Source organism: Selenomonas sp. oral taxon 920 (assembly GCF_001717585.1).
Lineage (GTDB): Bacteria > Bacillota > Negativicutes > Selenomonadales > Selenomonadaceae > Centipeda.
Genome location: NZ_CP017042.1, coordinates 80,249 through 104,552, shown reverse-complemented (window position 1 = coordinate 104,552; position 24,304 = coordinate 80,249). Strand labels below are relative to the sequence as shown.

Annotated in this window: 21 protein-coding genes and 1 tRNA gene; 14 read left to right on the top strand and 8 right to left on the bottom strand. The window is 55.7% G+C overall.

What is annotated here, in order from left to right; genetic code table 11:
* Positions 1 to 31: 31 nt before the first annotated feature.
* Positions 32 to 886, bottom strand: coding sequence for an aldo/keto reductase (locus BCS37_RS00435; RefSeq protein WP_069179632.1), 855 nt, complete (start codon positions 884 to 886; stop codon positions 32 to 34).
* 225 nt (positions 887 to 1,111) lie between these two features.
* Between BCS37_RS00435 and BCS37_RS00430 the strand changes: the two genes are divergently transcribed.
* From BCS37_RS00430 to glyA, 4 genes are all read left to right on the top strand, one after another.
* On the top strand, positions 1,112 to 1,348 hold the full coding sequence (locus BCS37_RS00430) for a DUF1653 domain-containing protein (RefSeq protein WP_069179631.1): 237 nt from the start codon (positions 1,112 to 1,114) through the stop codon (positions 1,346 to 1,348).
* 251 nt (positions 1,349 to 1,599) lie between these two features.
* Positions 1,600 to 2,859, top strand: a complete 1,260-nt coding sequence (locus tag BCS37_RS00425) for an SLC13 family permease (RefSeq protein ID WP_069179630.1) — start codon at positions 1,600 to 1,602, stop codon at positions 2,857 to 2,859.
* A 170-nt stretch (positions 2,860 to 3,029) separates the two neighbouring features.
* Complete coding sequence (locus BCS37_RS00420) at positions 3,030 to 4,352, top strand: serine hydroxymethyltransferase (RefSeq protein ID WP_069179629.1); 1,323 nt, start codon at positions 3,030 to 3,032, stop codon at positions 4,350 to 4,352.
* A 216-nt stretch (positions 4,353 to 4,568) separates the two neighbouring features.
* Positions 4,569 to 5,804 carry a serine hydroxymethyltransferase gene (glyA, locus tag BCS37_RS00415; protein WP_069179628.1) on the top strand — a complete coding sequence of 412 codons (1,236 nt, stop codon included), beginning with the start codon at positions 4,569 to 4,571 and terminating at the stop codon, positions 5,802 to 5,804.
* An 83-nt stretch (positions 5,805 to 5,887) separates the two neighbouring features.
* Here the strand turns inward: glyA and BCS37_RS00410 are convergent, their stop codons facing one another.
* Positions 5,888 to 6,637: a hypothetical protein gene (locus tag BCS37_RS00410; RefSeq protein ID WP_107528570.1), complete on the bottom strand. Its 750-nt coding sequence runs from the start codon at positions 6,635 to 6,637 to the stop codon at positions 5,888 to 5,890.
* A 377-nt stretch (positions 6,638 to 7,014) separates the two neighbouring features.
* On the opposite strand from BCS37_RS00410, the gene BCS37_RS00405 reads away from it, so the two are divergent.
* Together BCS37_RS00405 and BCS37_RS00400 are read left to right on the top strand one after the other, a co-directional pair.
* Complete coding sequence (locus tag BCS37_RS00405; protein ID WP_069179627.1) at positions 7,015 to 7,359, top strand: single-stranded DNA-binding protein; 345 nt, start codon at positions 7,015 to 7,017, stop codon at positions 7,357 to 7,359.
* A 34-nt stretch (positions 7,360 to 7,393) separates the two neighbouring features.
* Positions 7,394 to 8,086, top strand: coding sequence for a formate dehydrogenase (locus BCS37_RS00400; protein WP_069179626.1), 693 nt, complete (start codon positions 7,394 to 7,396; stop codon positions 8,084 to 8,086).
* A gap of 803 nt (positions 8,087 to 8,889) precedes the next feature.
* Here the strand turns inward: BCS37_RS00400 and BCS37_RS00390 are convergent.
* The 5 genes from BCS37_RS00390 to BCS37_RS00370 all read right to left on the bottom strand — a co-directional run bounded on the left by BCS37_RS00390 (position 8,890) and on the right by BCS37_RS00370 (position 14,508).
* Entirely contained in the window at positions 8,890 to 9,810 is a 921-nt protein-coding gene (locus BCS37_RS00390) for a Ppx/GppA phosphatase family protein (protein WP_069179624.1), read from the bottom strand.
* A 3-nt stretch (positions 9,811 to 9,813) separates the two neighbouring features.
* Positions 9,814 to 10,815: a pyridoxal-phosphate dependent enzyme gene (locus BCS37_RS00385; RefSeq protein WP_069179623.1), complete on the bottom strand. Its 1,002-nt coding sequence runs from the start codon at positions 10,813 to 10,815 to the stop codon at positions 9,814 to 9,816.
* 203 nt (positions 10,816 to 11,018) lie between these two features.
* The gene (locus tag BCS37_RS00380) at positions 11,019 to 12,878 is read right to left on the bottom strand and encodes a phosphoethanolamine transferase (protein WP_069179622.1); all 1,860 of its coding nucleotides are present in this window, start codon (positions 12,876 to 12,878) and stop codon (positions 11,019 to 11,021) included.
* Positions 12,879 to 12,890: 12 nt separating this feature from the next.
* On the bottom strand, positions 12,891 to 13,592 hold the full coding sequence (locus tag BCS37_RS00375; protein ID WP_069179621.1) for a 3D domain-containing protein: 702 nt from the start codon (positions 13,590 to 13,592) through the stop codon (positions 12,891 to 12,893).
* Positions 13,593 to 13,677: 85 nt separating this feature from the next.
* Positions 13,678 to 14,508: a menaquinone biosynthesis protein gene (locus tag BCS37_RS00370; protein WP_069179620.1), complete on the bottom strand. Its 831-nt coding sequence runs from the start codon at positions 14,506 to 14,508 to the stop codon at positions 13,678 to 13,680.
* A 390-nt stretch (positions 14,509 to 14,898) separates the two neighbouring features.
* Here BCS37_RS00370 and BCS37_RS12355 point away from each other — a divergent pair, with 390 nt between their 5' ends.
* The 8 genes from BCS37_RS12355 to BCS37_RS00330 all read left to right on the top strand — a co-directional run bounded on the left by BCS37_RS12355 (position 14,899) and on the right by BCS37_RS00330 (position 22,234).
* The gene (locus BCS37_RS12355) at positions 14,899 to 15,186 is read left to right on the top strand and encodes a winged helix-turn-helix transcriptional regulator (protein WP_069179619.1); all 288 of its coding nucleotides are present in this window, start codon (positions 14,899 to 14,901) and stop codon (positions 15,184 to 15,186) included.
* A 161-nt stretch (positions 15,187 to 15,347) separates the two neighbouring features.
* Positions 15,348 to 16,520, top strand: coding sequence for a phosphoribosylaminoimidazolecarboxamide formyltransferase (locus tag BCS37_RS00360; RefSeq protein WP_069179618.1), 1,173 nt, complete (start codon positions 15,348 to 15,350; stop codon positions 16,518 to 16,520).
* 230 nt (positions 16,521 to 16,750) lie between these two features.
* Positions 16,751 to 18,868: a TonB-dependent copper receptor gene (locus BCS37_RS00355; protein WP_069179617.1), complete on the top strand. Its 2,118-nt coding sequence runs from the start codon at positions 16,751 to 16,753 to the stop codon at positions 18,866 to 18,868.
* A gap of 272 nt (positions 18,869 to 19,140) precedes the next feature.
* Complete coding sequence (locus BCS37_RS00350) at positions 19,141 to 19,770, top strand: hypothetical protein (RefSeq protein WP_069179616.1); 630 nt, start codon at positions 19,141 to 19,143, stop codon at positions 19,768 to 19,770.
* Positions 19,771 to 19,806: 36 nt separating this feature from the next.
* Positions 19,807 to 20,238, top strand: coding sequence for an LktC family protein (locus tag BCS37_RS00345; protein ID WP_069179615.1), 432 nt, complete (start codon positions 19,807 to 19,809; stop codon positions 20,236 to 20,238).
* 51 nt (positions 20,239 to 20,289) lie between these two features.
* Positions 20,290 to 20,363, top strand: a tRNA-Gly gene (locus BCS37_RS00340).
* 135 nt (positions 20,364 to 20,498) lie between these two features.
* Positions 20,499 to 21,677, top strand: coding sequence for an AAA family ATPase (locus tag BCS37_RS00335; RefSeq protein ID WP_069179614.1), 1,179 nt, complete (start codon positions 20,499 to 20,501; stop codon positions 21,675 to 21,677).
* Positions 21,659 to 22,234, top strand: a complete 576-nt coding sequence (locus BCS37_RS00330) for a hypothetical protein (protein ID WP_069179613.1) — start codon at positions 21,659 to 21,661, stop codon at positions 22,232 to 22,234. The genes BCS37_RS00335 and BCS37_RS00330 overlap by 19 nt, the downstream gene beginning before the upstream one ends.
* A gap of 332 nt (positions 22,235 to 22,566) precedes the next feature.
* On the opposite strand, the gene BCS37_RS00325 is transcribed toward BCS37_RS00330, so the two are convergent.
* On the bottom strand, positions 22,567 to 24,297 hold the full coding sequence (locus BCS37_RS00325; protein ID WP_069179612.1) for a nuclease-related domain-containing DEAD/DEAH box helicase: 1,731 nt from the start codon (positions 24,295 to 24,297) through the stop codon (positions 22,567 to 22,569).
* Between the last annotated feature and the right edge of the window lie 7 nt (positions 24,298 to 24,304).

Genomic DNA, 24,304 nt, shown 5'->3' with positions numbered 1-24,304 from the left:
CGGGGTGTTTTGCTATGCGGGTTGTCATTTTTTACTCAATATGCAGCGGCTCTTTGCGTGTCGGCGGGGGGAAGGCGCGGTCGAGTGCAGCGCAGTCCTCTGCCGTAAGATCGAGTACATCCGCGCCCGCGTTGCTGACAGCATGTTCCTTGCGTCCCGTACGCGGAATGGCAATGGTATTCCCGTCGCGAATCGCCCATGCGAGTGCGATCTGCGCAGGAGTCGCTCCGTGCCGTGCGGCGACCTCTCCGAGCACGCTGTTCCCAAGAAGATCGCAGGAGAGCCGCCCCGCCTGTGCGAGGGGGCAGTATGCCATGAGAGCAACATTGTGCTCCCGCATCCACGGCAGAAGACTGTAGTCAATGCCGCGTGAACCCATGTGGTAGAGCACCTGATTCACGGCGCAGTTCGTGCCGCCTGGGATGCGCCACAGTTCCTCCATATCCGTTGTGTCGAGGTTGGACACGCCCCACGCGCGGATCTTGCCCGACGCGCGTGCCTTTTCCATCGCCGCGACCATGTCCGCGAGAGGGTGACTGCCGCGCCAATGGTAGAGGTAGAGATCGAGATAGTCCGTCCCGAGGCGGGAGAGACTGCGATCGAGCGACTGCATGAGCCGTGTGCCGTACGCGTTCGACGGCATGACCTTCGACACGAGAAAGAGCTTGGTGCGGTCATAGGAACGAATTGCCTCACCTACGAGGCGCTCCGAGCGCCCGTCACCATAGTTCTCCGCCGTGTCGATGAGGGTCATGCCCGCCTCGATACCTGCGCGCAGTGCCTCGATCTCCCGCGCATGTGTTTCGGCGGAGTCCCCAAGGTACCATGTCCCCTGCCCGAGCGCGGGGACAGATGCCCCGCTTGACAGCTTGACCATGTGTTTCATATCATCACGCTCCTTACCTATTGGAAGAATACATGACCTTTGGGAAAATACCATTATCTCGGTATTCTTTCATTTACAATTCTACACGAATACTTGGCATGATGAAACCCTTTGCACGATTTTCTTTTTCAAAAATACGTAAGAAAAGGACTTTTGACAGCGGCTCAATAAATCTCTATAATCGTGCAGGGAGCATCCCATAATACAGGAAACAGGGAGCAGAATATGACACGCAAACAACCAAAGCACGGCGAGATCTGGCGACATTTCAAGGGGAATCTCTACCGCATTGAGACGGTGGCGGAGCACACGGAGACGGGCGAACTGCTCGCCGTCTATCAGGCACTCTACGGGACGTACGGCATCTACGCGCGCCCGCTCGCGATGTTCCTGAGCGAGGTCGATCGCGCCAAGTACCCGGATGCAGCACAGAAATATCGCTTCGAAAGAGTACAGCCATAGGACGCTTTTCCCCTCTAAAAATAAACGCCGTAGTATATGACCATAAATAAAACATAACCGCCATTTATGTTTTTAATGTCAAAGTTTCATAGGCCTTTCGGGTAAATTTTAGCAGGAATCCCAAAGAAGAGAGAGAATTATAAGAATTTGTCGAAAGAAAGTTTCCGAGGTTTCTATGGAAACTATCGGCGGCGTCCGTCTGCGCATCGGAGGACGCTGTCCGGAGAACTGTATGAATAGGAGATGTATTCATGGATCCAGCAATGCTGACACTGGGAGTGCTCGCCGTCGCGGCGTTCCTCTTCGCGACTGAGATCATCCCACTCGCCGTTACGGCGATGGGCGCGGCGATCGCGCTCGGACTCTTGGGGGTGCTCACCCCCGCACAGGTTTTCTCGGGGTTATCCAACTCCACCGTCGTCCTCTTTGCCGGTATGTTCATCATCGGCGCAGCGATGTTCCAGACGGGACTCGCACAAAAAATCGGCATCGCAGTCGTCAAAAAATCGGGTAATGACGAACGTGCATTGATGGCGGCACTGATGCTCATAACGATTGTTCTCTCATCCGTGTCCTCGAACACGGCGACAGTCGCCTGCCTCATGCCCGTCGTCATTCAGATCTGCGCCGCTGCAAAACTGCCTGTCTCACCGCAGCTCATGGCACTTGCGGTCGCGGCAAATGTCGGCGGTACGATCACGATGATCGGCACGCCGCCGAACATCCTCATGAGCGCAACCCTCGGTGCGAGCGGTCTCACGCCGTTCGGCTTCTTCGAGTTCGCATGGATCGGTGTCCCGCTCTCCATCGTCGGTATGATCTACATGCTGACGATCGGGCGCAAGCTCTGCCCGCGCCGCCTCGTAGACAGCGATGCGTTCGCCAAGGAGGAAGAGGAAGCAAAGGATCCGCGCAAGATGATGATCTGCGCTGCCATCCTCATCGGTGTTGTCGTTGCGATGGTGCTCGAAAAGCAGATCAACGTCCCGATGCAGACCTCTGCCATCATCGGCGGTCTGCTCTGCGTCCTCACGGGCTGTCTCACGGAGAAGCAGGCATATCAGGGTGTAGACTGGACGACCATCTTCCTCTTCGCGGGAATGCTCCCGCTCGCCAGTGCCATGGATCACAGCGGCGCAGGCAAGCTCATCGCGGACTTCGTTGTCGGTCTTATCGGCGACAGCCCCGCGCCCATGGTCATCGTCGCAGCAATGTTCGTCCTCTCCTGCGGTCTCACGCAGTTCATGTCAAACACGGCGGCGGCGGCACTCCTCGCGCCGATCGCGATCTCCATCGCCCAGACCATCGGCGTATCCCCCTATCCGGTTGTTATGGCGATCGGCATCGCGGCATCCTGCGCGTTCACCACGCCCGTCGCGACCCCGCCGAACACGCTCGTCCTGGGTCCCGGTCAATTCCGCTTCATGGACTATGTCAAGGTCGGCGTTCCGCTCGTCTTTGTCTCGCTGATCGTCTGCCTCGTAGTTATCCCCCTCGTCTGGCCGTTCTAAAGAATTGCTGATATATTGACCTACTACATATAAACGGCGGCAGGAGCATTGCTCCGCATTGTGCACGACCGTGAACTATGCGAACTGAAAAACAGCGCTGTTCATCAATGACAGGTGTATCATCCGATATGCCTGTCATTTCATTGTGCATCTATGAGGAGAGAACCACCATGAAAAAAGAAGATCTGCTCAATCATCTGAAAGCATTCGACCCCGAAGTCTACACCTTACTGCAGGATGAGAGCCATCGCCGCCGCTACGCACTCTCACTGATCCCCACGGAGAGTGCCATGTCCCCCCTTGCTGCATTCATCGAAGGGAGTGCGCTCGCCAACAGCACACTTGAGATGTATGGCGCAACGCATACCTCCTCCATCGAGGAGCTGGTGCGCACGCGTGCACAGGAGCTGTTCGGCAGCGAACATGCCGTTGTGCGTCTCGGAGGCATTGCCGCCGCCTCACGCGTGGCACTGCTCGGTCTGCTGCAGCCGGGGGATACCGTTCTCTCGTTCAACCTGCGCAAGCAAGAGCACTGTGCGGGGCTGAATTTCCACTTTGAAAACTACGGCATCGATCCAGGTCTTCAACGGGTGGACTGGGATGAGGTTGCACAGATCGCAGAGCGTATCAAGCCGCGTCTCATCGTCTTCTCCCCCGTCAGCTATCCGTGCATTCCGAACTATGAGCACCTCACGGCGATTGCGCGTTCCGTGGGGGCCTATCTCTGGGTGGACATCGGTCAGTGTGTCGGGCTTGTCGCGGCGGGTCTCATTCCCTCGCCTGTTGCGTGTGCCGATGTGGTGAGTTTCCCGACAAACGACTCCCTCCGCGGTCCGGAGGGCGCAATCCTGCTTTGCAAAAAGGAACTCGCACCGCAGCTGGATACCGCCGTCGCGAACACGGGACACACGGCACTGCATACGAGCCGTCTCGCAGCGCTCGCCTTTGCCCTGCACGCCGCCGCACAGCCGAAGTTCCGCGCCTACGGGGAGCAGGTACTCACGAACAGCAAGTCACTCGCCGCCGCACTCGAAAAAAGAGGAACGGCGCTGCTCTGCGGCGGTACCGAGACGCATCTCGTACTGGCGGCCCCCGCACCTGGGGTCGATCTCATGGATGCCGTGCATACACTCGCGCAGATCGGGCTCTATGTAAAGCCCGATCGGATTCCGACCATGCGTGCGGAGTTCATGCTCTCGGCACTGCGCCTTTCGACACTGAACCCGACGACGCGCGGGCTCACGGCGGGAGACATGGAGATCGTCGCCGATGCCCTCGCAGGCGTACTCTCAGGTCCGCTCAGTGAGATGCAGCAGGATGCACTTCGTATGAGCATCGGCAAGCTCATCATGGACAAGCCGCTCTTCTCCGACAAATGGATGAACCTCGATGCGATGGCGCACGCTGACTGCCCCGTCTCGGGCGAGGGTATCACGGTCCATACGCACGCAGCAAGCGAGCGTCGGAACATCCTCAAGAATCTGTTCCAATAAAAATATCACCCATCCATCGGTGCGGACGAAGGCATCCGCACGCTCTACCGCTCCTGCATGTGTACTTGCGTCGCATGCGGGAGCTTTGATTTCCCATAAAAATATTCAGAAACGTCAACAAATGAGTGACCTGTGCGGTACAATATGGTATACTAAAGAAACAACATTAACGAAATGGGGAAACGGCCCCCATTTTACGGAAGAGGAGAATGATCCATGAAACGTGAAGAAGTCGTCAGCCACCTGAAGACATTTGACCCCGAGATCTACAATCTGCTTGAGGAGGAGCGCGAACGCCAGCGTTACACCCTCTCCCTCATGCCGAACATGAACGCCATGTCGCCGTTCGCGAAATACCTTGAGGGCAGCATCCTAACGAACAGCATCTTTGACCGGAGGGACGATACCCCAACGGGCGGGCTGCACCTCGCCGGAATCGTCCGCCAGCGCGCCATGGATCTCTTTCGCTGCGACCATGCCATCGTCCGCCTCGGCAACATCGTCGCCGCCTCGCGCGTCGTCTTTCAGGCACTTTTGGAGCCGGGCGACACTGTCCTCTCCTTCAATCTGCGGAAAAAGGATCATGTCGCGGGGCTCTCGTACAAATTCGAGAACTACGGCATCGAGCCCGGCACGCAGGAGATTGACTGGGGTGCCGTGCGTGCACAGGCAGAACGCGTAAGGCCGCGTCTCATCATCTTCTCGCCCGTCAGCTATCCGCGCACCATCGACTATCAGATCCTCTACGAAATCGCACAGACTGTTGATGCGTACTTCTGGGTCGACATCAGCCAGAGCGTCGGACTCGTCGCCGCAAAGCTCGTCCCCTCACCCGTGCCGCTCGCCGATGTTGTCACCTTCTCTACGCGTGACTCGCTGCGCGGTCCCGACGGCGCCATCGTTCTCACAAAAAGCGAACTCGCCGCACGCATGGATGCCGCCGTCATCAACACGGGGCACGAGGCACTGCACATGAACCATCTCGCCGCGCTCGGCGTCGTCCTGCGCGAAGCAGGCAGTGAGAGCTACCGCACCTATGCCGAACAGGTCGTACAGAACGCGCAGGTGCTTGCGCGTACCCTCGCCGACCACGGGGCATCCGTCCTCTGCGGCGGCACGGACACCCATCTCGTCCTCACCTCCACCGCCGCCGGCATCGACATGCGCGAGGCAGTCAAGGCAATCGGACGCATGGGAATCCGCGTCAAGCCCGACAGCGTTCCCACGATGAACTCGGGGCTCTTCCTGCACGCTCTGCGCCTGTCGACTTCAAGCCCGACCACGCGCGGCATGGCAGAGCAGGACATTGCCTACATCGGCTCACTCCTTGCAAAGCCGCTCACCGCCATCCTCACCCCCGAGGAGATCGAAAAGATCCGTCAGGAGATCGTCGCCCTCGTCAAGGACGCGCCCATCTTCGACGACGAGTGGGTGGGCGACTCCGAGGACTAAGGACCGCCAACCACTTACAGCTGCATAGATTTACATAGGCAAATGCCCCTTCGTATGAGCGAAGGGGCACTGTTCGTATGTGCTTATGCCTTTCTTCCGAGAATCTCCTGCATCTCCTCAAGTGTCTTCATCTGGTCGACATAGAGTGCATACCCCATCATGGAGGAGGCCGCGAATTTGATGGTGAACGGATACCGCTTATCTTTAACAAGCTTTGCCATTTGATCAACCGCCGCTTTTAGCCTTGTCTTGTCCGGATCATGGTTCGCGATGAGAAAGATCAGCTCAATATTCTCTTCCGATATCGTGATATTATGCTTCTTTCCCGCCATATCCGGAATCAGTCCAAGCTCGCATTTCTGCCAGAATACCTTCGCCATATCCTTACAGAATATATGCATCGCTGCACCGTCGACAAATGCCTTAACATCATTCAGATGGGCGATCAGTCCCGCCGAACCATCCAGCGCGTCATCTCCATACTTCATCTCCATCACCGCGAGCGTCGGTGCTCCCTCGTTCTTTCGGGCAGACGCGGTCGACAGCCATTTGACTGCAACCATATCAAACCGCGCATTCGTATCCTCCTTCCCGTTACAGACATACTCCACATCGACGATATAATAATCCGACGCGTGCGAGATCGCGCCATGCCGATTATTCTCCCGTACAACTACCTGCTGGAATTCCCGCTCATACTTCCGATTCTTCGCGAACCAGACATCCATCACGTGCTTGTAAAGCGGGATAAGCCCGACTGCTGCACGAACCGAAGGAGCTGCCTCCATATCCTCATCACACGCAGTACAGTACTTCGTATCAAACGTGAGCATATATCCCCCACGCTTCGGTCAATGCGGAAGAGACTGCCGCCGCGATAGTAAATATTCGCCGCATGATCTCCTCGAAATTCCAAATCAAGGGTGTCATCGTTCTGCACATACGTGAGCAGTTCGTGAAGCGGGCCGCCCTCTTGGAAATCTTTGAACATCTCTTCGCCCAGTGCTCTTTGATACATGCCCTTACACCTTTCTCTCCGATTAAAACAATATTGCTTCTACAGTATAAAATAATATTACTTTTCTTTCAACTTCTGAAAAATATTTTTCTTTTTCTGCTTGACATTATTAACCAGAGTATATATAATCCAAATATGTTCACAAACAACTGAATCCACTTCATCAAGCAAGAATATGTTAGGAGTGTTATCATGAAGAATATCCAGCTCTTACTGAATGACGATGAGTATGCCCGCATTACAGAGGCAGCGGAGAAGCAGGGCATTCCTGTCCTTGTCCACATCCGCAGCCTGCTCCTCGGCAAGGAGGATGCGTTTGCGGCGACATACGCCGAGACCCTGCGCCGTGTCGAGGCGCTGACCCCGGGGACAAAGTTCAGCCTAAAGACCCTCTTCGGCACAGACTGGACAATGCCGCGCGGAATAAAACTGACCCTCGGCAGAGCGTTCTACGACATGGTCGACGGCGGTAAGGTCACAGCGGCAAAGGCGCTTGGCAAGGACAGCTCGAACATCATGCAGTATGTGCGCATCTGAGGTACACAGGAAAACACAAAGAACGGAGGAACGCATGAATCTCAAAGAAGCATTCCAGATGCAGAAAACCCTGAGCCGTCTCTTGGAGGAAGCGGCAGCGTATCTGGACGATACAGACAACATCATGACGGTGACGGAGAAGCACCTCTGCAGCAAGGTCGTACCCGAGCAGAAGGACGAGGAGTACGACTGCAGCGAGAAGTCATACATGGCGTACAACCCCATGACAGTGCTGCGCGCATGGCATGCACTCATGGAGGAAAAAGAACGGCTCGGAAGCGCCATCACGGCGGCAAAGGCAGCAATGCCGCTGAACTTCGACACTGCCGCCGAGGAGAACAAGGCACGCCGCCGCTTTCTGCGCACGCTCGTGCACATGGCAGAGCAGCGCTCCGAGAGCAAGCTGCGCCGCTCCATGGGCAAGGGCTACGTCTTCAACAAGGAGGGCAACCAGACACCGTACCGCTACGACATCGAGATCGTACGGACAATCGACTATGACCGTACAGCTGTCCGCCGTATGCAGGACGCACTGGCGAAAACGGCAGCCGACACTTCCCGTGCTCTCGACGACGCACTCGTGAGCACACAGGTTGACTACACGCTGCAGCTCCCGATTTCTGCAGATACGACAGGGGAGGATCCCGCAGCCCGCCTTCTCTCCTCCATCTTCGGCAATAACGGCAGTACCCTCGCGGAGATCATCGAGGCACTTGAGGCGAAGTAGCGTATTTTAGACCGTGGTCAGATTGGCGCAGATTTTTCGTCCAATCAAGGAAATCAACCGGAAGCACAGAACTCCTATGCTGAGGACTGATTGACGCAGAGCAGACGGAAAAGATGCGCCAAGATGACGGCTGTTCCGGCAGGGGCAGGGATCGCTCCCGGTTCAGGTGCAGATGAACTAAGAGGCTGCACGCCCCCTCTGTGTGTACGTACACAGAACAAAAACTTGATATAGACGCCCCATGAGGGAGTATCCGAATATCACCCCCGCGCCGCCGATCGGCATCTGCGGATAGTGCCACAGAGCGGAAGAAAAACGCGGGACAGGCGGGAGAGACCGCCACACGCGCAGCGCAGCGCAAAAGACAAACACGAAAACAAGAAACGGCACGTCCACGCGCAGGGTGCGGCTCCCGAAAGGAGCCGCATACAGCCCTGCCGCAGCGGACAAGTACCGCATCAGTTCCCCGTCCGCACGCACATCCACCCATACCAAAACACGCTTTCGCCCCTGATAATATATGATACACTTTTGCCGTGTCCCACGGGGTACGGCACAATGGGGAGCCCCCTGCCTCTGCCGGAGCAGCCGAAAACACAAAGCGCCCGCCCACGAAGGTTCCGACCTTCATGAGCGGGCGCTTTCATGTGATTTCGTGCAAAGTGCCATAAAAAGACGCCCCGAAGGGCGACTCATCGTGATGAGATTCTTTGGCAGGCGTGCCGCCGGCGGCATCGCTCGATTTCCCCATGTCCATACCGGCGGCGTGTGGTTGACACGAAATCTACCGCCTCAAAGAATCTCTATCGTTCATTTTCATCCACCCCGATGATCTCCTTCCATATATATCCCTCACGCACGCCCGAGTCGCTGTAGAGAATATCCGCAGCGGCGAAAGTGTCGGCAATGGTATGGGCGATGAGGATGCCCGGGATGATGGTGTGCAGGCGATCGGGGGCAGAGCGCAGGAGAACGGCGGTACGTTCCTCGCTGAGGGACGCACCGCTGCCGAACATCTCGGCCATCGCAGGAAGATTGGAGACGCGCAGGAGGCGCGGCGTCTCATCGGGATAAAGCAGCCCATGCATGCGGCTCGCACTGCTGAGCACGCCCCCCATGCCGACCATATGGCGCGTGCGCAGCTGCCGTACATCGGGCACACCGTCAAGGACACTCTCCGCCGCCGCGCGGATCGCACGACACTCCTCGGCAGTCGGGAGGAGCCCTCCGACATGTGCCTTGGCGATCGCAAGTGAGCCGAGCGGCAGACTCCACCGCCCCCGCATCTCATGATCGACGTAGTGAATAATCTCGGTACTGCCGCCGCCAATATCCATCATGACGCCGTCCGCGTGCTCTATGTTCTGCGTTGCGCCGATAAAGTCGTACGCTGCCTCCTCCTCGCCGCTGACGATGCGGACGACAACCCCCGTACGGCGCGTGATCTCCTCCACGGCGGCACGGCTGTTGGTCGCAGAGCGCAGCGCCGCCGTTGCAAAGGCGTGGACGTGCGCAATGCCGAAGGTCTCGATAAACTCCATAAATCCGCGCAGGATCTTAACGGTCTTTTCGATCCCCTCGCGCACGAGCCGCCCGTGATCGAGGTAGCCCGCGAGGCCGACCGTGTGCTTGCGCTTCAGGAGGAGCGTGAACGCCCTGCCCTCGATTTGATAGACCGCCATGCGGATGGTGTTGGAGCCGATGTCAATGATCGCGTGCAGCATAGGTTACCGCTTCAGCCCGCTGCCGGGGACGGGGATGATGACGCGGTAGTTGTCGGGCATGCCGCCCTCGAAGAATGCACGTGCACCCGCGAGCCCCGCCGCCGCTGTGAGCTCAGCGTAGATGCCGCGGCGGTTGAGTGTCTTTGCCGCCTTTAGGATCTCGCTGTCCTCGATGGCGACCGCATCGCCGCCGCTGTGTCGGAGCACCTCCAGAATATCATCCATACGCGGCGGTGCGCCCACACGGATGGTCTCGGCGATCGTGCTCTTGCGCGGCGTTTCCGGCAGGTCATGGAATGCCTCGACCACGGGCGCACATTTCGTACTCTGCACGCCGACGAAATGCGGCAGGCGGCCGAGCTCTGCGAAGCCCTGATAGAGGCCAAGGAGGAGTGAACCGTTCCCAATGGGGACGATGATGTAGTCGGGCACGTTGTCATCCAGCTGGTGATAGATCTCGTGTGCCATGCTCTTGATCCCATCGGCAAAGAGCGGGTTGTAGACGTGCGAGGCATAGTAGTCGCTGCCGAGCTCCGCGCGCGCCACACTGCTCGCGTTCATGCGCCCGTTCGGCACGCGCACAACCTCCGCTCCGTACGCCGTGATCTGCTTGGCGCGCTCGGCAGAAATATCGTCAGGCACGTAGACCTTGCATGCGATCCCCGCCGCTGCGGCGTATGCCGCGACCGCCGCCCCCGCGTTGCCTGCCGAGTCGAGGGCGACGCGGTCAATGCCGAGGTGCACGAGCTCGCCGATGAGGCGCTTCGCCCCGCGATCCTTGAACGAGCCGGTCGGCTGGCGATCCTCCATCTTAAAATAGAAGCGGCAGCCGTCAATGACGAGCGGCAAAAGCGGTGTCTCCGTCTCGCCAAGCGTCACCGCCTCGTGACGATCCTCCGCGTCCATTGCGCTCTGATACAGACGAAAAAGCCCACCGCATTCGCACGCATAGGCGTGCGTTGCGACGGGGTATTCCTTTTTGCAGCGCTCACAGTAGAAGTGCATGATGGATCCTCCTCTTGAACGTATGAAATTGCATCTTGTAAGGTATTATTGGTGCAAGCCCCACACGAACGCCTCGTTGCGCAAGCGGCCACGTGCCTGTATGCTCAAATACCGACAGACTGCTTAACCGCGCTTCGCTTGAACGAAAGAACTCCGCTGAGACATACTGCACATTTTTACTCGCTTGCTCCACTATGGTTCGCTTAGGGGTTTTGTGCGTTCTCTCCGCGTACGTCCCCTGCAGCCTCATCCGTCGTGTCCTCGGTCAGCGCGTGATTGCCGAACATAGTCGTCAGCGTCTCACGCGTAAAGCCGTAGGCGGGGCTCGAAAAGTCCTGCCGCGGATCGTAGCGGTTCGACGGCGCGCCGAGCAGCCCGCAGACCGTATCGTACATCATATCGTTGGTGAAGTATGCCTCACGCCGCGCGGCAAGCGTCGCCGTACGGTTCGGGAGAGCGGCGCGGTACTCCGGCGAGAGATAGATAAAGAACGGAATGCGCACCATATCAAAGCTGAACACGTCGGGGTTGTGTGAGATCTTGAGGTTTTCGCCGTGGTCGGAGAAATAAACCATTGCACGCAGGTTCAGATTCTTCTCTGCATAGTTAAAGATCTGCGAGAGAATGTAGTCTGTATAGAGAATGCTGTTCGCATACGACGGTGCGCTTGTCATCGCTGATTCGCCGTCCTCGGCAGTGAACTTCGCCCACTCGTCGGGATAGCGGTTGTTGTAGTAGATATGGCTGCCCATCAGGTGAAGAACAATGAAGTTGTTCACGCTCGGGTCAATGCGTGTGAGATACGGAAGCAGGCTCTCGTCATACTTTGTCGTAAAGGTGTATGAATCATCCGTCCACTCCGCCATGTCCGCCGTCTTCGCGACCATCGTGATCGCACTGTCGAACTGCCCATAGCGACCCTGATTGCTGAACCAGTACGTATGGTAGCCGATTTTTTTCGCCACATCGAGGAGAGAGGCCGACTCGAAGAACTCCTTGTCGTTATACTGGCTCTTCTCCGTCAGCGCGCGCTCGAGAACAGGCACCGTCTGCGTCCACGAGGAGTAGGTGTTCCGATAGACGAGGAAGCCTTCGCGCTCGGCCGCCATCTGTTCCATCCACGGTGTATTCTCATACGGGAAGGACGGCGTGTAGTAGTGCATATAGTTGCGCGAAGCCGACTCCCCGATGATGAAGATCACCGTCCCCGGTGCACGCGCCGCAAGCGTGTTCTCCGTATCTATAATGAGCGATGCATATCTATCGTCCTGATGCAGACCATACGACTGTGTCTCTTCAACATATGTCGTCACGTCTTTGTAAAGCCCCGCAATCGAGCACTCAGGAATGAGCGCAATGTGCACGCCCGCCGCGACGATCATGACGAAAACAAGGCTGCCCATGCGCGATCCCTCTGCGCTCGGATATATGTGTCGTGCGAACACAAGATAGCTGCGGTAGGAGAGATAGATGAACAAAAGCAATAGAAGTACAACGAGCACGGCAGGCAGAACGCCCACGGTCGACTGGATATAGTCCCCTGCCTCGTGCCAGTTCGTCAGATAGAGTGCCATGAGCGAGGCGGGGCTGAGTGCGTGCCAGACGGTCATATAGTAGGCGATCTGCGTGAGCGGGATGAGCGACATGAGGAAGCCAAGTACGGCGAGCAGTGCCGCCGTCAGGCGTTTGTGCCCAAGGTGAAAGAGAACGCCGCCCAGTGCAGCGAGTACGAGCATACACGCCGTCCCGATGAGGAAGTCATAGAAGATCAGCGAGCGATACCAGTCCTGCTTATACGTCCACACATAGAGGAGAGGAAATGTCAGGCACCAGAGCAGCCCCGGCACCATCGCCCCGAGCATGCCGCGCGAAAAGAGAGGAACGCCCGTCCCATACTGCATGAGCATGAGAACGGCGAGGACAGGAAGGAGCGCAGGGAGAAAATACTCCGCGCCCATATCCTGTCCCATATTGATATAACACGCGACCAGCGTCAGGAAATACGCTCCTGCAGCCGCCGCACAGCGAATCCACTCATTCGCCCGCTCCGTCGAGAGATTCATAATAACGTCATACTACTCCATGATAAAGATTTCGAGATCCTGCCGCCCAAACATCAATGCCTCGGCGTGCGTGTCAAAGGCAACGTCAATACGGTATCCGTGGATGGCTCCGCCGATGTCCTCCGCGACGGCCTCACCGTAGCCGGGGATAAAGACGCGCGTACCGAGCGGGATCACCGAGGGATCGACCGCGATCACGCCGTGCCGCACAGGGGTTCCCGTTGCCGTGCGGTTGCCGTTGCCCGGATCGTACGCGCTGTACGCCGTCGCCGATACGTAGACCGAGCGTCCGCCGCCGCGGCTCACCTGCGGCGCGTGCTCCTCCACAATGCCGAGCGCCACGGGATCATACTCCGCGCCGCCGGAAAGCACGTGATAGGTCGCAGCGCCGCAGATGCCGTCCACCACGAGGGCGTGGTCCGCCTGACAGCGCTCGATCGCCGCGCGCGTCAGCGGCCCCGCAATGCCGTCCGCAGCTCCGTTGAGGTAGCCTGCCTTGATCAGCAGCTCCTGAACATGCTGCACCGCAGCGCCGCGCGCCCCCTCCTCAACGCGCAGGTATGCCGCCTCGACAGGCGCATGGAGGGCGAGCGGCGCCGTCACAGCAAGTGCCGTCCCAACGGAGAGTGCCCCCCGCATACGGCGCATCTCCCTATGCCGCCCTGCCCTCCGCATCAGATTCCGTGCTACCCACAGGAGTTTTCGCATCTTCATTCCATCGCGCTCCCTTCGTTTCTCTCACTTCGATAAAATCCCTTACATATAGATGGGAATATTTTACTATAAAGAGGGATTCACGTCAAACGTGTGCCATCTCGATCGCAGGTTCATGCGCAATCAGCCCGTCCTCCGCGGCGCACCGGTAAAAAAGCCGAAGCCCTGCGAGCGTCGCCTCATCGAGCTGCCAGACCACCGCGCGGCCGAGGTACTCCGTCAGCTGTGCCCGCGTGAACCGCCCGTCCTCGAGCACTTCCGTAATCGCCGCCGCCTTCACAGCATCCCAGTCGCGAAACGCCCGTACGATCCGCCCGTGCACCATCCGCAGGGCATCGGGATGTGCCTCGGCAAAGCCGCGTGCCGCCGCCCAGATGCCGAACACCATGCGCGCGCCCGTCAGCTGTTTCCACTCCCGCGCGAGATCGTAGATGCAGATCCCTGCGGGCGGATTGTGATAGAGTTCGAGTGCATCGTCCCCGATGAAGAGGGCTGCCGCAGCGTCCTCCGGCACGGGGTCGGACGGCGTGAGCGCACGCGTCTCATAGGTCGGCGCGGCATCGTACGCACGGCGCAGGATAATCTTGAGGAGCGCGTGCGAGGACGCCGACTTATCCGAGAGCAGGACACGCGCATTTCCGATCTGCTCTGCAGGGACACGGCTGACGAGCAGCACGCTGCGCACGTCTCCGTCCGAGGCGATGCACACATCCGGCAGGATGAGGAGATCGTCCGCGTGCCGCGCATATGTGATCGAGGACACCCCCGACACATCCAGATGCCGTGCCTCGAGCCGTCCGTTCAGCTGTGCCGGCGTCGCGCGCAGGATATCCAGCCCCTTCGCAGCCCCGTGTGCAAGCGCGTATGTGAGCGGCAGCACATTCAAAAACGCAATATGCCCCAGACGCGGTACCATACGCATCCCCCTCTCTTTCTCTCCTCCTATTATAATCCTTCTGCGCGGAAAAATACAGTATTTTGAAAATACACTTTTCTATCCGCTTATCTCAGAATTGATTTTTTTCTTCCTTTCGTATAGTATGTGCGCAGAGATATCGTCCCAAATGATGCTGCCTACTGCCCCCTGCGCGGGAGCGGCAGGGATTCAGCAAATGCATCAAGTAGGAAAAAAACGCGATTTTTTCCTACTTGGTTTTCCATCTGGGAAAAACCGCGGTTAGGACACGAATCATCAAGGAAATTATGGTGATTTAACGCCGTTTGCCACCGGTTTTCTTTGGCTGATCCAAAAGAGCATTACTCGGGTCAATGAGATTTTACAAGAGCGCGGGAAAAACTTAATGCCTTGGTACATCATCTTGAATATAACTACTTCAACACCTCAAAAAGCAGAACGGATTGGAAGATCTATTTTGTTCTCCTGCAGGCATATTTTTTCTCGGACGACGGAGCAACACTGGAAGAGATTGCAAATACGGTAGGACAAAGCGTAAAAACAGTCCGAACGCATATCAAGAGCTACCCTGCCGAACGCATCGCAGCCAATAAAATGCGGAAAGCGCACAGGTATAAACTTTCCACCGCCTTCATACAGGAGTTGGAAGCTCTTGCATCAAGACATACGATGCCATGAAGGATAAAACACCCCATTCGCGCAGAGCGAACTAACTTCACGTCAGGGGCCGGATTGAAGGGCCGCGTCCTTTTTATGCGTATGTCTCCTCAGTTGAAAATCTCCCCGCGCGCCGTTATAATAGAAGCAAAGCAACACACTGCGAAAAAGGAGCGCTTACAATGAACGAAATCGCACTGAAATACGGCTGCAACCCGAACCAGACGCCCGCACGCGTTTACGCGGACGGCGGTCTGCCCTTCACCGTCCTCAACGGGCGCCCCGGCTACATCAATCTGCTCGATGCACTGAACAGCTGGCAGCTCGTCCGCGAGCTGAAGGACATGTCGGGTCTGCCCGCCGCCGCCTCGTTCAAGCACGTCAGCCCCGCAGGAGCCGCGCTCGGTCTCCCGCTCAGTGACACGCTCGCGCATGCGACCCATGCCGCAGGACGCGACCTCTCGCCTGTGGCGTGTGCCTATGTGCGTGCCCGCGGCGCGGACCGCATGAGCTCCTACGGCGACTTTGCCGCCGTCTCGGACATCTGTGACGAGAGCCTCGCGGAGTTCCTGCGCGGCGAGGTGTCCGACGGCATCATCGCACCGGGGTATACGGAGAAAGCACTTGAAATCCTAAAGAGCAAACGCAAGGGCAGCTATCTCATCCTCCAAATGGACGAGAGCTACGCGCCGCCCGCGCTGGAACGCAAGGATGTGTACGGCATCACCTTCGAGCAGCAGCGCAACGACGTACACATCACAGAGGACTGCCTGACCGACCGCCCGACGGCGAACAAAGACATCCCCGATGCCGCGCGCCGCGATCTCCTGCTCGCCCTCATCACGCTGAAGTATACGCAGTCCAATTCGGTCTGCTACGCCGTCGACGGACAGGCGATCGGTGTCGGCGCAGGGCAGCAGTCACGCGTCCACTGCACGCGTCTCGCGGGGAACAAGGCGGACATCTGGCAGCTGCGCCAAAGCCCGCAGGTGCTCGCCCTCCCGTTCAAGACCGATGTGCGCCGCCCCGACCGTGACAACGCCATCGACGTTTATGCGGCGGGCGACGAGGACGACTATGCCCTGCTCACGGCGGACTGGCAGCGGCTCTTTACCGAGAAGCCCGCTCCCTTTACGCGTGCGGAAAAACGCGATTATCTCCGCACCATCAAGGGGGTCGCACTCGGCTCGGACGCATTCTTCCCGTTCGGCGACAATGTGGAGCGTGCCCGCCAGAGCGGCGTCTCCTACATCGCGCAGAGCGGCGGCTCCATCCGCGACGACAACGTCATTGAGACGTGCGACAAGTACGGCATTGCAATGGCGATGACCCACATCCGCCTCTTCCATCACTGAGTGCGGCATCCTTCCATTCAATCATACACAAGCAGCGGGCTGCTCTGCAAGGACAAAACGTTCTTCGCAGAGCAGCCTTTTTCATTTCGTCGAATCTTTTTCATAGTCCATTCTCATATATTATACTGCTGTTAAACATTTTTATTTGATTTATCTATCAGAATTGTGTTATTATTCCGTTATCTATTGTATAATAAGTCTCATTTTCTTCTCTGCAGGAGGTATCCAAAATGACCCGATCCCCCCGCCGCCTTGCCCTGCTCGGCATTACACTCAGCGCAGCATGTTTTGGAGCGCACGCCTACGCGGCTCAGACCATGACCGATACGCACAGCAGTACGACAGATATGCAGGGCATGACGAGCAGCCCCGCTGCCGACGGGATGTACGTATTCACCCTTGACGAGGTCATCGTCACGGGCTACCGCGTGGCAACGCCGCTCACCCTCTCCACCGATCCGCAGCGGCCGCGTCAACCCATCCCCGCCGCCGACGGCGCGGGCTACCTCAAGACCATCCCTGGCTTCTCCGTCGTCCGCAAGGGCGGGCTCGGTGGCGACCCGATGATGCGCGGCATGGGCGGCTCACGCATGGTGATGGATATGAACGGCGGCATGATGTCGGGCGGCTGTCCGAACCGCATGGATCCCACATCGACCTATGCGTTCCCCGAGACGTTCAGCCGCATCATCGTGAACAAGGGCCCGCAGAGTGTCCGCTACGGTGCGAGCGTCGCGGGCAGCGTCATCTTCGAGCGCGAGACGAAGCGCTTTGAAAAGCCCGGCGTGCGCGGCAGCGTCTCTGTCCTCGGCGCGTCGAACCACCGCCTTGACGAGCTGACCGATGTCGCGGCGGGCGATACAAAGGGCTACGCGCGCATCATCCAGACGCGCAGCTATGCGCGCGACTACGCGGACGGCAACGGTCACCGCATCCACTCGGGCTACGGCCGGCACAGCCTCACGGGCATCGTCGGACTCACCCCCGACCCCGATACCCTCTTCGAGGTCTCCTACGACCGCAGCCGCGGCTGGGCAAAGTACGCGCACGGCATGATGGACGGCAGCCAGTTCGACCGCGACAGCTGCGCCGTCAAATTCGAGCGCGCTCATCTCTCGCCTGTCGTGGAGAAGTTCACACTGAATTTCAACAACGATACAATCGACCACATCATGGACAACTACACGTTCCGCCCCGGCGGGATGATGGGAACGGAGGTCAAGCGCGAACAGTACGGTGTCCGTGCCGCCTTTGACCTGCGATTCTCACCGCGGACGAGCGCCGCCGTCGGCATTGACCTGCGCCGCGACGCACACAGCTTTGCCGAGGCGCACAAGCGGCGGAAGGGCTCGTTCAACAACGATATGGACATCAACAGTTTCGGCATCTTCCTTGAGTACAGCCGCGATCTCACGGAACGCAGCAGCCTGTTCACGGGGCTGCGCTACGACCGGACGGAGACAGACTATCACAACGCCCTGTTCCGCAATCCGATGGGGATGCTCACGCGCAGCCTCGTCCCCGGCAGTGCGAGCGATCATGCGGTCAGCGGCTTCATTCGCTGGGAGAACACCGCAAAGAAGCAGCCGCTCACGTTCTACGTCGGCCTCGGACACGCAGAGCGCCCCGCCGACTACTGGGAGGCGTACCACACATGGGCAGCATACAGCAACCGCGTGAACGGACAGACCGCCTCGCCCTCCGCGACGCGTCCCGCCACGGAGAAGAACACGCAGCTCGACCTCGGCTGGGTCTATACGAGCGAAAAGACGAACGCAAACCTCTCCCTTTACTACGCGCACATTGACGACTTCATCCTGCGCAAGCCGCAGATCGGCATGGGTCCCACGGCGCGCACCCCCTATACCAATGTGGACGCGCGTCTCTACGGATTTGAGGCGGAGTACACGCGCATCGTCTCCCCGCGCTGGACGCTCGGCGCATCGCTCGCCTACACGCGCGGCGACGACCGCACGAACAATACAGCGCTCCCGCAGATCGCCCCGCTCGAGGCGACGCTCACGGCGAAATACAGCCACAAGAAGCTGGAGACGAACGCCGTCTGGCGGCTCGTCAGCTGCCAGAACCGCTTCCACAAGGGCTACGGCAGCGTCACGGGCACGGACTACGGCCCGACGGGCGGCTTTGGCATCTTCTCCCTTAGCCTCGCCTACCGTCCCGACGAGAACCTGACGTTCTCCCTCGGTGTGGACAACCTCTTCAACAAGACCTACGCCGAGTTCGTCAACTACAGCGAGGCGGCAATCGCCTCCCTCGGCATCCCCGCCGGCGGCCACATCACAGAGCCCGGACGTACCTTTTGGTTCAAGAGCAGCTATAAATTCTGACACATATTTCCCGACGAAGCTGCCGCATCGTGCGGCGGCTTTTTTTCTTCCCCTTTTCGCTCCTCTATGCTATAATAAATCATTATTAAGAAATCGCCGATAAAATGAAGCCTGTACGATTGGCGCAGATTTTTCGTTCGGACAAGGAGACAAGCCGGACACGCAGCCAGGGCTATGCATAGGATTTGCAGGCGTTGAGAGGGCGAAAAAGATACACTGAGACGGCGGTGCTGAATTTATCAGTGCTTCCTTAAAATATGGGGGGATTGCAAATGAACACATATCGCACACTCTTCGCCGTGCTGATACTCGTGCTCTTCCTTGCCTTTCCTGTGTCAGCGGCGACACCTCCGCTGCCGAGCACACCGCCCCTCGTGACCCCCATAAAAACTGAGGGCAACAACAAGGATGTGCGCCGTGCCTACTACCGCGTCGGCAATACCGAGATCAAGGCAACCATCTCGCAGATGGGCGGGCAGCAGCATTTCACCCTCTGGGAGGGCAAAACGAACGTCTTTCACTTCAGCGCTCCGACGAGCAAACTGTTCTACGGCGACATGGGCGCCTTTACGAGCGGCGGGCAGACATTCTTTTACTACTATGCCAACACGCGCATCGGATGGCGCGCACCGGGCGCACCGCCTGCCTCCGGGCACGGCATCGTCGTCGGCAAGTCTCCTGTCGACGGCACCTATCGCATCTATGTGGACAGTGCCGACTACTACCACCCGAACACCGACGATTTTCAGCTTGCCATCGGTCTCGTCCAGATGCGTGAAAACGAGCGATTCATCGCGCTCTATTTCGGTCCTGAGCTATTTTCCGACTTCGGCGGCGTAACGGCACGGTACCAGCTCACGTACAACCCAGCTGCCGACAGCTTCGTCTACGAAGAACGATAAATGATTTTAATGAACAACACGGGGAGGTGATTGGTCGTGATCGAAGCGGCCAAGACATTCGAGGAGTATATCAAAAAGGAAAACATTACGGGCTTTCAGGTACGCGAGGCGGGCGACGACCGCAATACCGTGATCTTTGAGAGTGAGATCGAGGTGGAGGAGCGGCGGCTGCCTATCGTCCTTATCATCGACTCCACGGCGTACGCCACCATCCGCATCCGTCTCGCGCAGAATGCCGTCGACGATACGAACGCCATGCTCCTCACGGGCTGGCTCATGCGGCAGAATCAGGACAGCCGCCTTGTCAAGTTCTACCTCACCTCCGACACCACCATCCTCGCCGACGTCGTCGTCCCGCACAATCCCGACGCGTTCGACCCCGAGGTCATGGTCAGCGTCCTTCGCGTCTTCATCCGCGACATCACGAAGCTCATGCCGGATCTCGCCATGCTCCTGCCCGAGGAGTAAGCGGCGCCGCGTTTGACAAAGCGCGGCAAATCTGCTATCATAGCAAACGTCGCGGGCATAGTTCATCGGTAGAATACGAGCTTCCCAAGCTCGGGAGGTGGGTTCGATTCCCATTGCCCGCTCCATACGAGCATACAGCACTGTCAGGAATGGCGGTGCTTTTTTGTTTTTCTAGCGCTTTTGTTTTCTATTTATAAACAGTTTTTGTGGTTATAAACAGTGTTTTATGCTATAATATCCTCATAGGAGGAGATTTTATAATGGATTCTATCAAAATACTCCGTATACGGTATGAGAATATCCCGCTGTTTCACGATGGCTGCTTTGAGTTTAGCCTTATGGCAGAAGATCGTGTTTCTGACCCTACACAGGTGTTTCAGCTCCGCAGAAATCTCTATACGCAGAAACTCAGTGCACTTGTCGGTATTAACGCTTCTGGCAAGACATCGGTACTAAAGCTGATTTATCTCGCCATGTCGATCGTCTTGGAACGAGGAAGCCTCAATACTCTCGTTTATGATAAATCACTCCTTCAGGACGAAACAAAAATCACCATAGATTTTTGTCACGGGGATAGTTGCTATGAGCTGCATTCCATAATTGGAAAAAGAGCCCCTTCCCGCAGTATGGGAACAGAGCTTTATTTCAAGGAGGAGCAACTTTTCAAAAAGCCACTTGCATCAATCAAATCAAAGAAAGACGCATTATATTTCAATCAAACAAGACTTGCTCTCCAACGTTCACAATTGCCAAAGGACGCATTGGGGTTCTTAAAATTTGACGACAGCATCGTTATCAGCATCATGACAGATCGTCAATTGCCAGCAGTAAGATCACTGATCACATTTACAAACAATAACGCCCTTATGCTATACGGGCAATCCGCCTCTGAGGTTCTTCACGCTTTTGATTCGAACTTAGAGATGCTTTCCTCCTCTATGATAGACAACAATATATCCTATACCATAAAATTCAAAAGTGATCCTCGGACGTTTCATGTGACAAGTGAATGGGGACTAAACAATCTCATTTCCTCCGGCACAATCAAGGGGCAGAACATCATGATGCTCATTGAGGATGTTCTTCAAACAGGCGGGTATCTCATCGTTGATGAGCTTGAGAATCACATGAACAAAGAGCTCGTTCGTATGATTACGGACATCTTCAAAAATGAGCGCATCAACAAGCACGGCGCGTGCCTGATTTTCTCCACGCATTATGCAGAAATCCTCGATTTTATGGATCGCAAGGATAACATCTACATCACGCGCCGTAATCAGACAGATACCTCAATCGAGCTTCTGAACTACGCATCCGAAGTCAAGCGGAATGACGTTAAGAAAAGCGATGTAATCCTCTCGAACTATATTGAGGGTACCGCGCCATCCTACGAGAGCATTCAGGCGTTGGAGGACTATCTATGCAGCAAGATGGATTAAACTTCGATCACCTGAAAGACGAATATGTCATCTGTATCTGCGAGGGCGCAGCAGAGCAGGCAATCATCGAATTGCTGCTCGACCATAACAGCCTCGTATTTGCTCACGATAATCTTGTCGGGAGAGAAATCACCCGCAAAAGGAAAGTCTCCGAGATTCAATCCTCCTTCTTGAACCGTGCCTACCAAAGGCGGGTGAATATCCTTCGGATTCTGGACTCCAAAAAGGATTCCTTCAAACTCCCTCCACTCTACGCAGAACGCTTTCCAGTGCATAACATATACACGCACCCCGAGATCGAGATGCTGCTGATTATTGCAGAGGGGCAGAGCGAAAAGTATCTGCAAAAGGAGAAAAGCCGCTATAAGCCCAGTGCCTACTGTGCAGAAGTTCTCTTTCCCGGCAAGCACATCAAAAGCTGCGAATTTATACAAGACTACTTCGCAGATATTAACAAACTGCACAACGCCATTCGCCTCTATCATGAACAAGCAGGAAAGCGAGGTGAAGCAAATCTGTTTCACCTGCTATCCAAGTCATTGATATGGACACTGTAATCCGTTATGGAGATTCAGAGCCGCCAAATAGACGGCTCTTTTTGTTATGCTCCGACAAGTGCCCTCTTTGGGCAGTCCATGCAAAGTGCACTAGTCAACAAAAACTGGACACAAAAATCTAAAAATTAGTCATGAGAACCTGAATATCGACCCATCGCAAAACTCACTTGCGATGGCATGGGCAACATTTTCAAGCTCGGACGCAAGCCATTCGCGATACTGCTTGTAAGGTATCCAATCGTATGTACGGGGTGCTCCTCATTGAAGAAGCGAATATCATCAAGTATCTGAGTGGGGCGTTATCCCGCGAAGTGATATGGAAATCGGTAAATTTAAATTTGTACAGGCTTAACATTTAGACACCTAGCAATTCCAATTTTAGCGTTTGGAAATATCTGGTCTGTAAGTCCCTTCCCTGCATTTTTTAAGGCATCTTCACTACCAACAAAAACAATATCAAGCTGATGCTTTGCTCTGGAACATCCCACATAAAACAGTCGCTTACTTTCATCATTCGTAAAGGTATTTCCATCCATATCAATAATAATTATGGCATCTGCCTCCAGCCCCTTGAATTTTCTTACCGTAGTAAATAGAACCCCTTCCCCCTCCATCTCTTTTCTAATTTGATGGTTTCCTATCTTGTCAATATCCTTAAGAATCGAGCTATTCTCAGTCTTGAGCGTAAGCACACATATTTGTTCGTAAGAATAATTTGCAGCACGGTATTTATCTATGCTTTTACTTAATGTCTTCAAGGCTTCTTTTGCATCCTTACACAAGTAAAAGCTTGGCATATCACCTTCAACGGACCGTTCTTTGACCCGTGGTTGAATGTCAACAGGTCTTCCGGCGGTATCCGCAATCTGATATGTATTCCGGCAATTTATATTCAACACGAGTCTGCATTCGGCATTGACAAGCCAATCGGGGAACTCAAGCCCCTGCACAAACTGCTTCTTATCGTAGAAGACATAGAACGCACCGTCTTGAAGCAAGGCGATATCATACAATTTACTAATCGCCTCGCCATCAAAGTCCTGCCCCTCATCAATGACTATGTGATTATAGCTCCAATCATAATTTTCAAAGTTCGACAGAAAGTAGATCATATCATCTTTCTCTACAGATGAAACCTTCATGACTGCACAGGCGAGTTGTGGAAGATTATAAAAATCGATATCTGTATATCTGTCTGGTTCATCTTCCTTTAATCCTTGTAAATGCTCTTTCAGATATCTGTTGAAGCATAAAAAGAGAACCTTTCCCGACTTGGCAAGCCTATTTGCCTTTTCGACCGCAAGCATGGTCTTGCCCGTCCCTGCCGCTCCCTGAATGGCAGCGACACGCTGTTCTTCGAGATAATCCAGCAGGTAATTCTGCTGTCTTGTCAGGCGAACGAACTCCTCATTCCGCTCTTGACGCCTCGACTTCAGACTTGGTACCGCACTAAAATATGGGGCAAAAGCATCTACAATTTTTTTGCAGGAATTCGAGTTTAATCTTGTATGTTTCCTTCCGTCGTAATAATCATAAATTCCCATGATGAACTTCTTGGGATTATCCAATGCATTCTCATACAGAACAATCTCGTCTCTGTACTCCATGGGAAGTTCACCGACAATATCCCTCTTGCCGATTGATGGAAACCATGCTGCCGGTTCAACAAGGCAATATTGTCTATCATCTTCCGATGAACGATCTAACAGCTCATGGACCAGATTCTTAAATTTATATCTTATCTCCCGATCACACTGCTCCAACGGACCACATTTCATACGGTATTTTTTTCCATTGTCAGTACGGACATATGTCCAGCGGTTATTTGTACATTCAATACCGCCGGATTTCACTTCAAGAACAATCATTCCGTAGGTCGGATGGAAAACCGTAAAATCACATTCTCCCCATATAATTGTATCCCTTTCATTGCGAGCATTCCATCTGACCGAATGAAAAACTATGAAATCATCTTCCAGTTTATCCTTAAGTGCTTCAAACACCCTCCTTTCTCCAAAACTTCCATGGTCATCTTCAAGTCTGTTGGGTATCATCCGTGCCATACATCAA

What these genes read in the sequence shown, in the direction of transcription:
- BCS37_RS00400 (WP_069179626.1), top strand. Translation starts at nt 7,394, where the DNA reads ATGAATCTCAAAGAAGCATTCCAGATGCAGAAAACCCTGAGCCGTCTC.
- BCS37_RS00375 (WP_069179621.1), bottom strand. Translation starts at nt 13,592, where the DNA reads ATGAAGATGCGAAAACTCCTGTGGGTAGCACGGAATCTGATGCGGAGG.
- BCS37_RS00335 (WP_069179614.1), top strand. Translation starts at nt 20,499, where the DNA reads ATGGATTCTATCAAAATACTCCGTATACGGTATGAGAATATCCCGCTG.
- BCS37_RS00390 (WP_069179624.1), bottom strand. Translation starts at nt 9,810, where the DNA reads ATGCTGCACGCGATCATTGACATCGGCTCCAACACCATCCGCATGGCG.
- BCS37_RS00370 (WP_069179620.1), bottom strand. Translation starts at nt 14,508, where the DNA reads ATGGTACCGCGTCTGGGGCATATTGCGTTTTTGAATGTGCTGCCGCTC.
- BCS37_RS00430 (WP_069179631.1), top strand. Translation starts at nt 1,112, where the DNA reads ATGACACGCAAACAACCAAAGCACGGCGAGATCTGGCGACATTTCAAG.
- BCS37_RS00350 (WP_069179616.1), top strand. Translation starts at nt 19,141, where the DNA reads ATGAACACATATCGCACACTCTTCGCCGTGCTGATACTCGTGCTCTTC.
- BCS37_RS00360 (WP_069179618.1), top strand. Translation starts at nt 15,348, where the DNA reads ATGAACGAAATCGCACTGAAATACGGCTGCAACCCGAACCAGACGCCC.
- BCS37_RS00425 (WP_069179630.1), top strand. Translation starts at nt 1,600, where the DNA reads ATGGATCCAGCAATGCTGACACTGGGAGTGCTCGCCGTCGCGGCGTTC.
- BCS37_RS00355 (WP_069179617.1), top strand. Translation starts at nt 16,751, where the DNA reads ATGACCCGATCCCCCCGCCGCCTTGCCCTGCTCGGCATTACACTCAGC.
- BCS37_RS00330 (WP_069179613.1), top strand. Translation starts at nt 21,659, where the DNA reads ATGCAGCAAGATGGATTAAACTTCGATCACCTGAAAGACGAATATGTC.
- BCS37_RS00385 (WP_069179623.1), bottom strand. Translation starts at nt 10,815, where the DNA reads ATGCACTTCTACTGTGAGCGCTGCAAAAAGGAATACCCCGTCGCAACG.
- BCS37_RS00435 (WP_069179632.1), bottom strand. Translation starts at nt 886, where the DNA reads ATGAAACACATGGTCAAGCTGTCAAGCGGGGCATCTGTCCCCGCGCTC.
- BCS37_RS00325 (WP_069179612.1), bottom strand. Translation starts at nt 24,297, where the DNA reads ATGGCACGGATGATACCCAACAGACTTGAAGATGACCATGGAAGTTTT.
- BCS37_RS00380 (WP_069179622.1), bottom strand. Translation starts at nt 12,878, where the DNA reads ATGAATCTCTCGACGGAGCGGGCGAATGAGTGGATTCGCTGTGCGGCG.
- BCS37_RS00410 (WP_107528570.1), bottom strand. Translation starts at nt 6,637, where the DNA reads ATGCTCACGTTTGATACGAAGTACTGTACTGCGTGTGATGAGGATATG.
- BCS37_RS00405 (WP_069179627.1), top strand. Translation starts at nt 7,015, where the DNA reads ATGAAGAATATCCAGCTCTTACTGAATGACGATGAGTATGCCCGCATT.
- glyA (WP_069179628.1), top strand. Translation starts at nt 4,569, where the DNA reads ATGAAACGTGAAGAAGTCGTCAGCCACCTGAAGACATTTGACCCCGAG.
- BCS37_RS00420 (WP_069179629.1), top strand. Translation starts at nt 3,030, where the DNA reads ATGAAAAAAGAAGATCTGCTCAATCATCTGAAAGCATTCGACCCCGAA.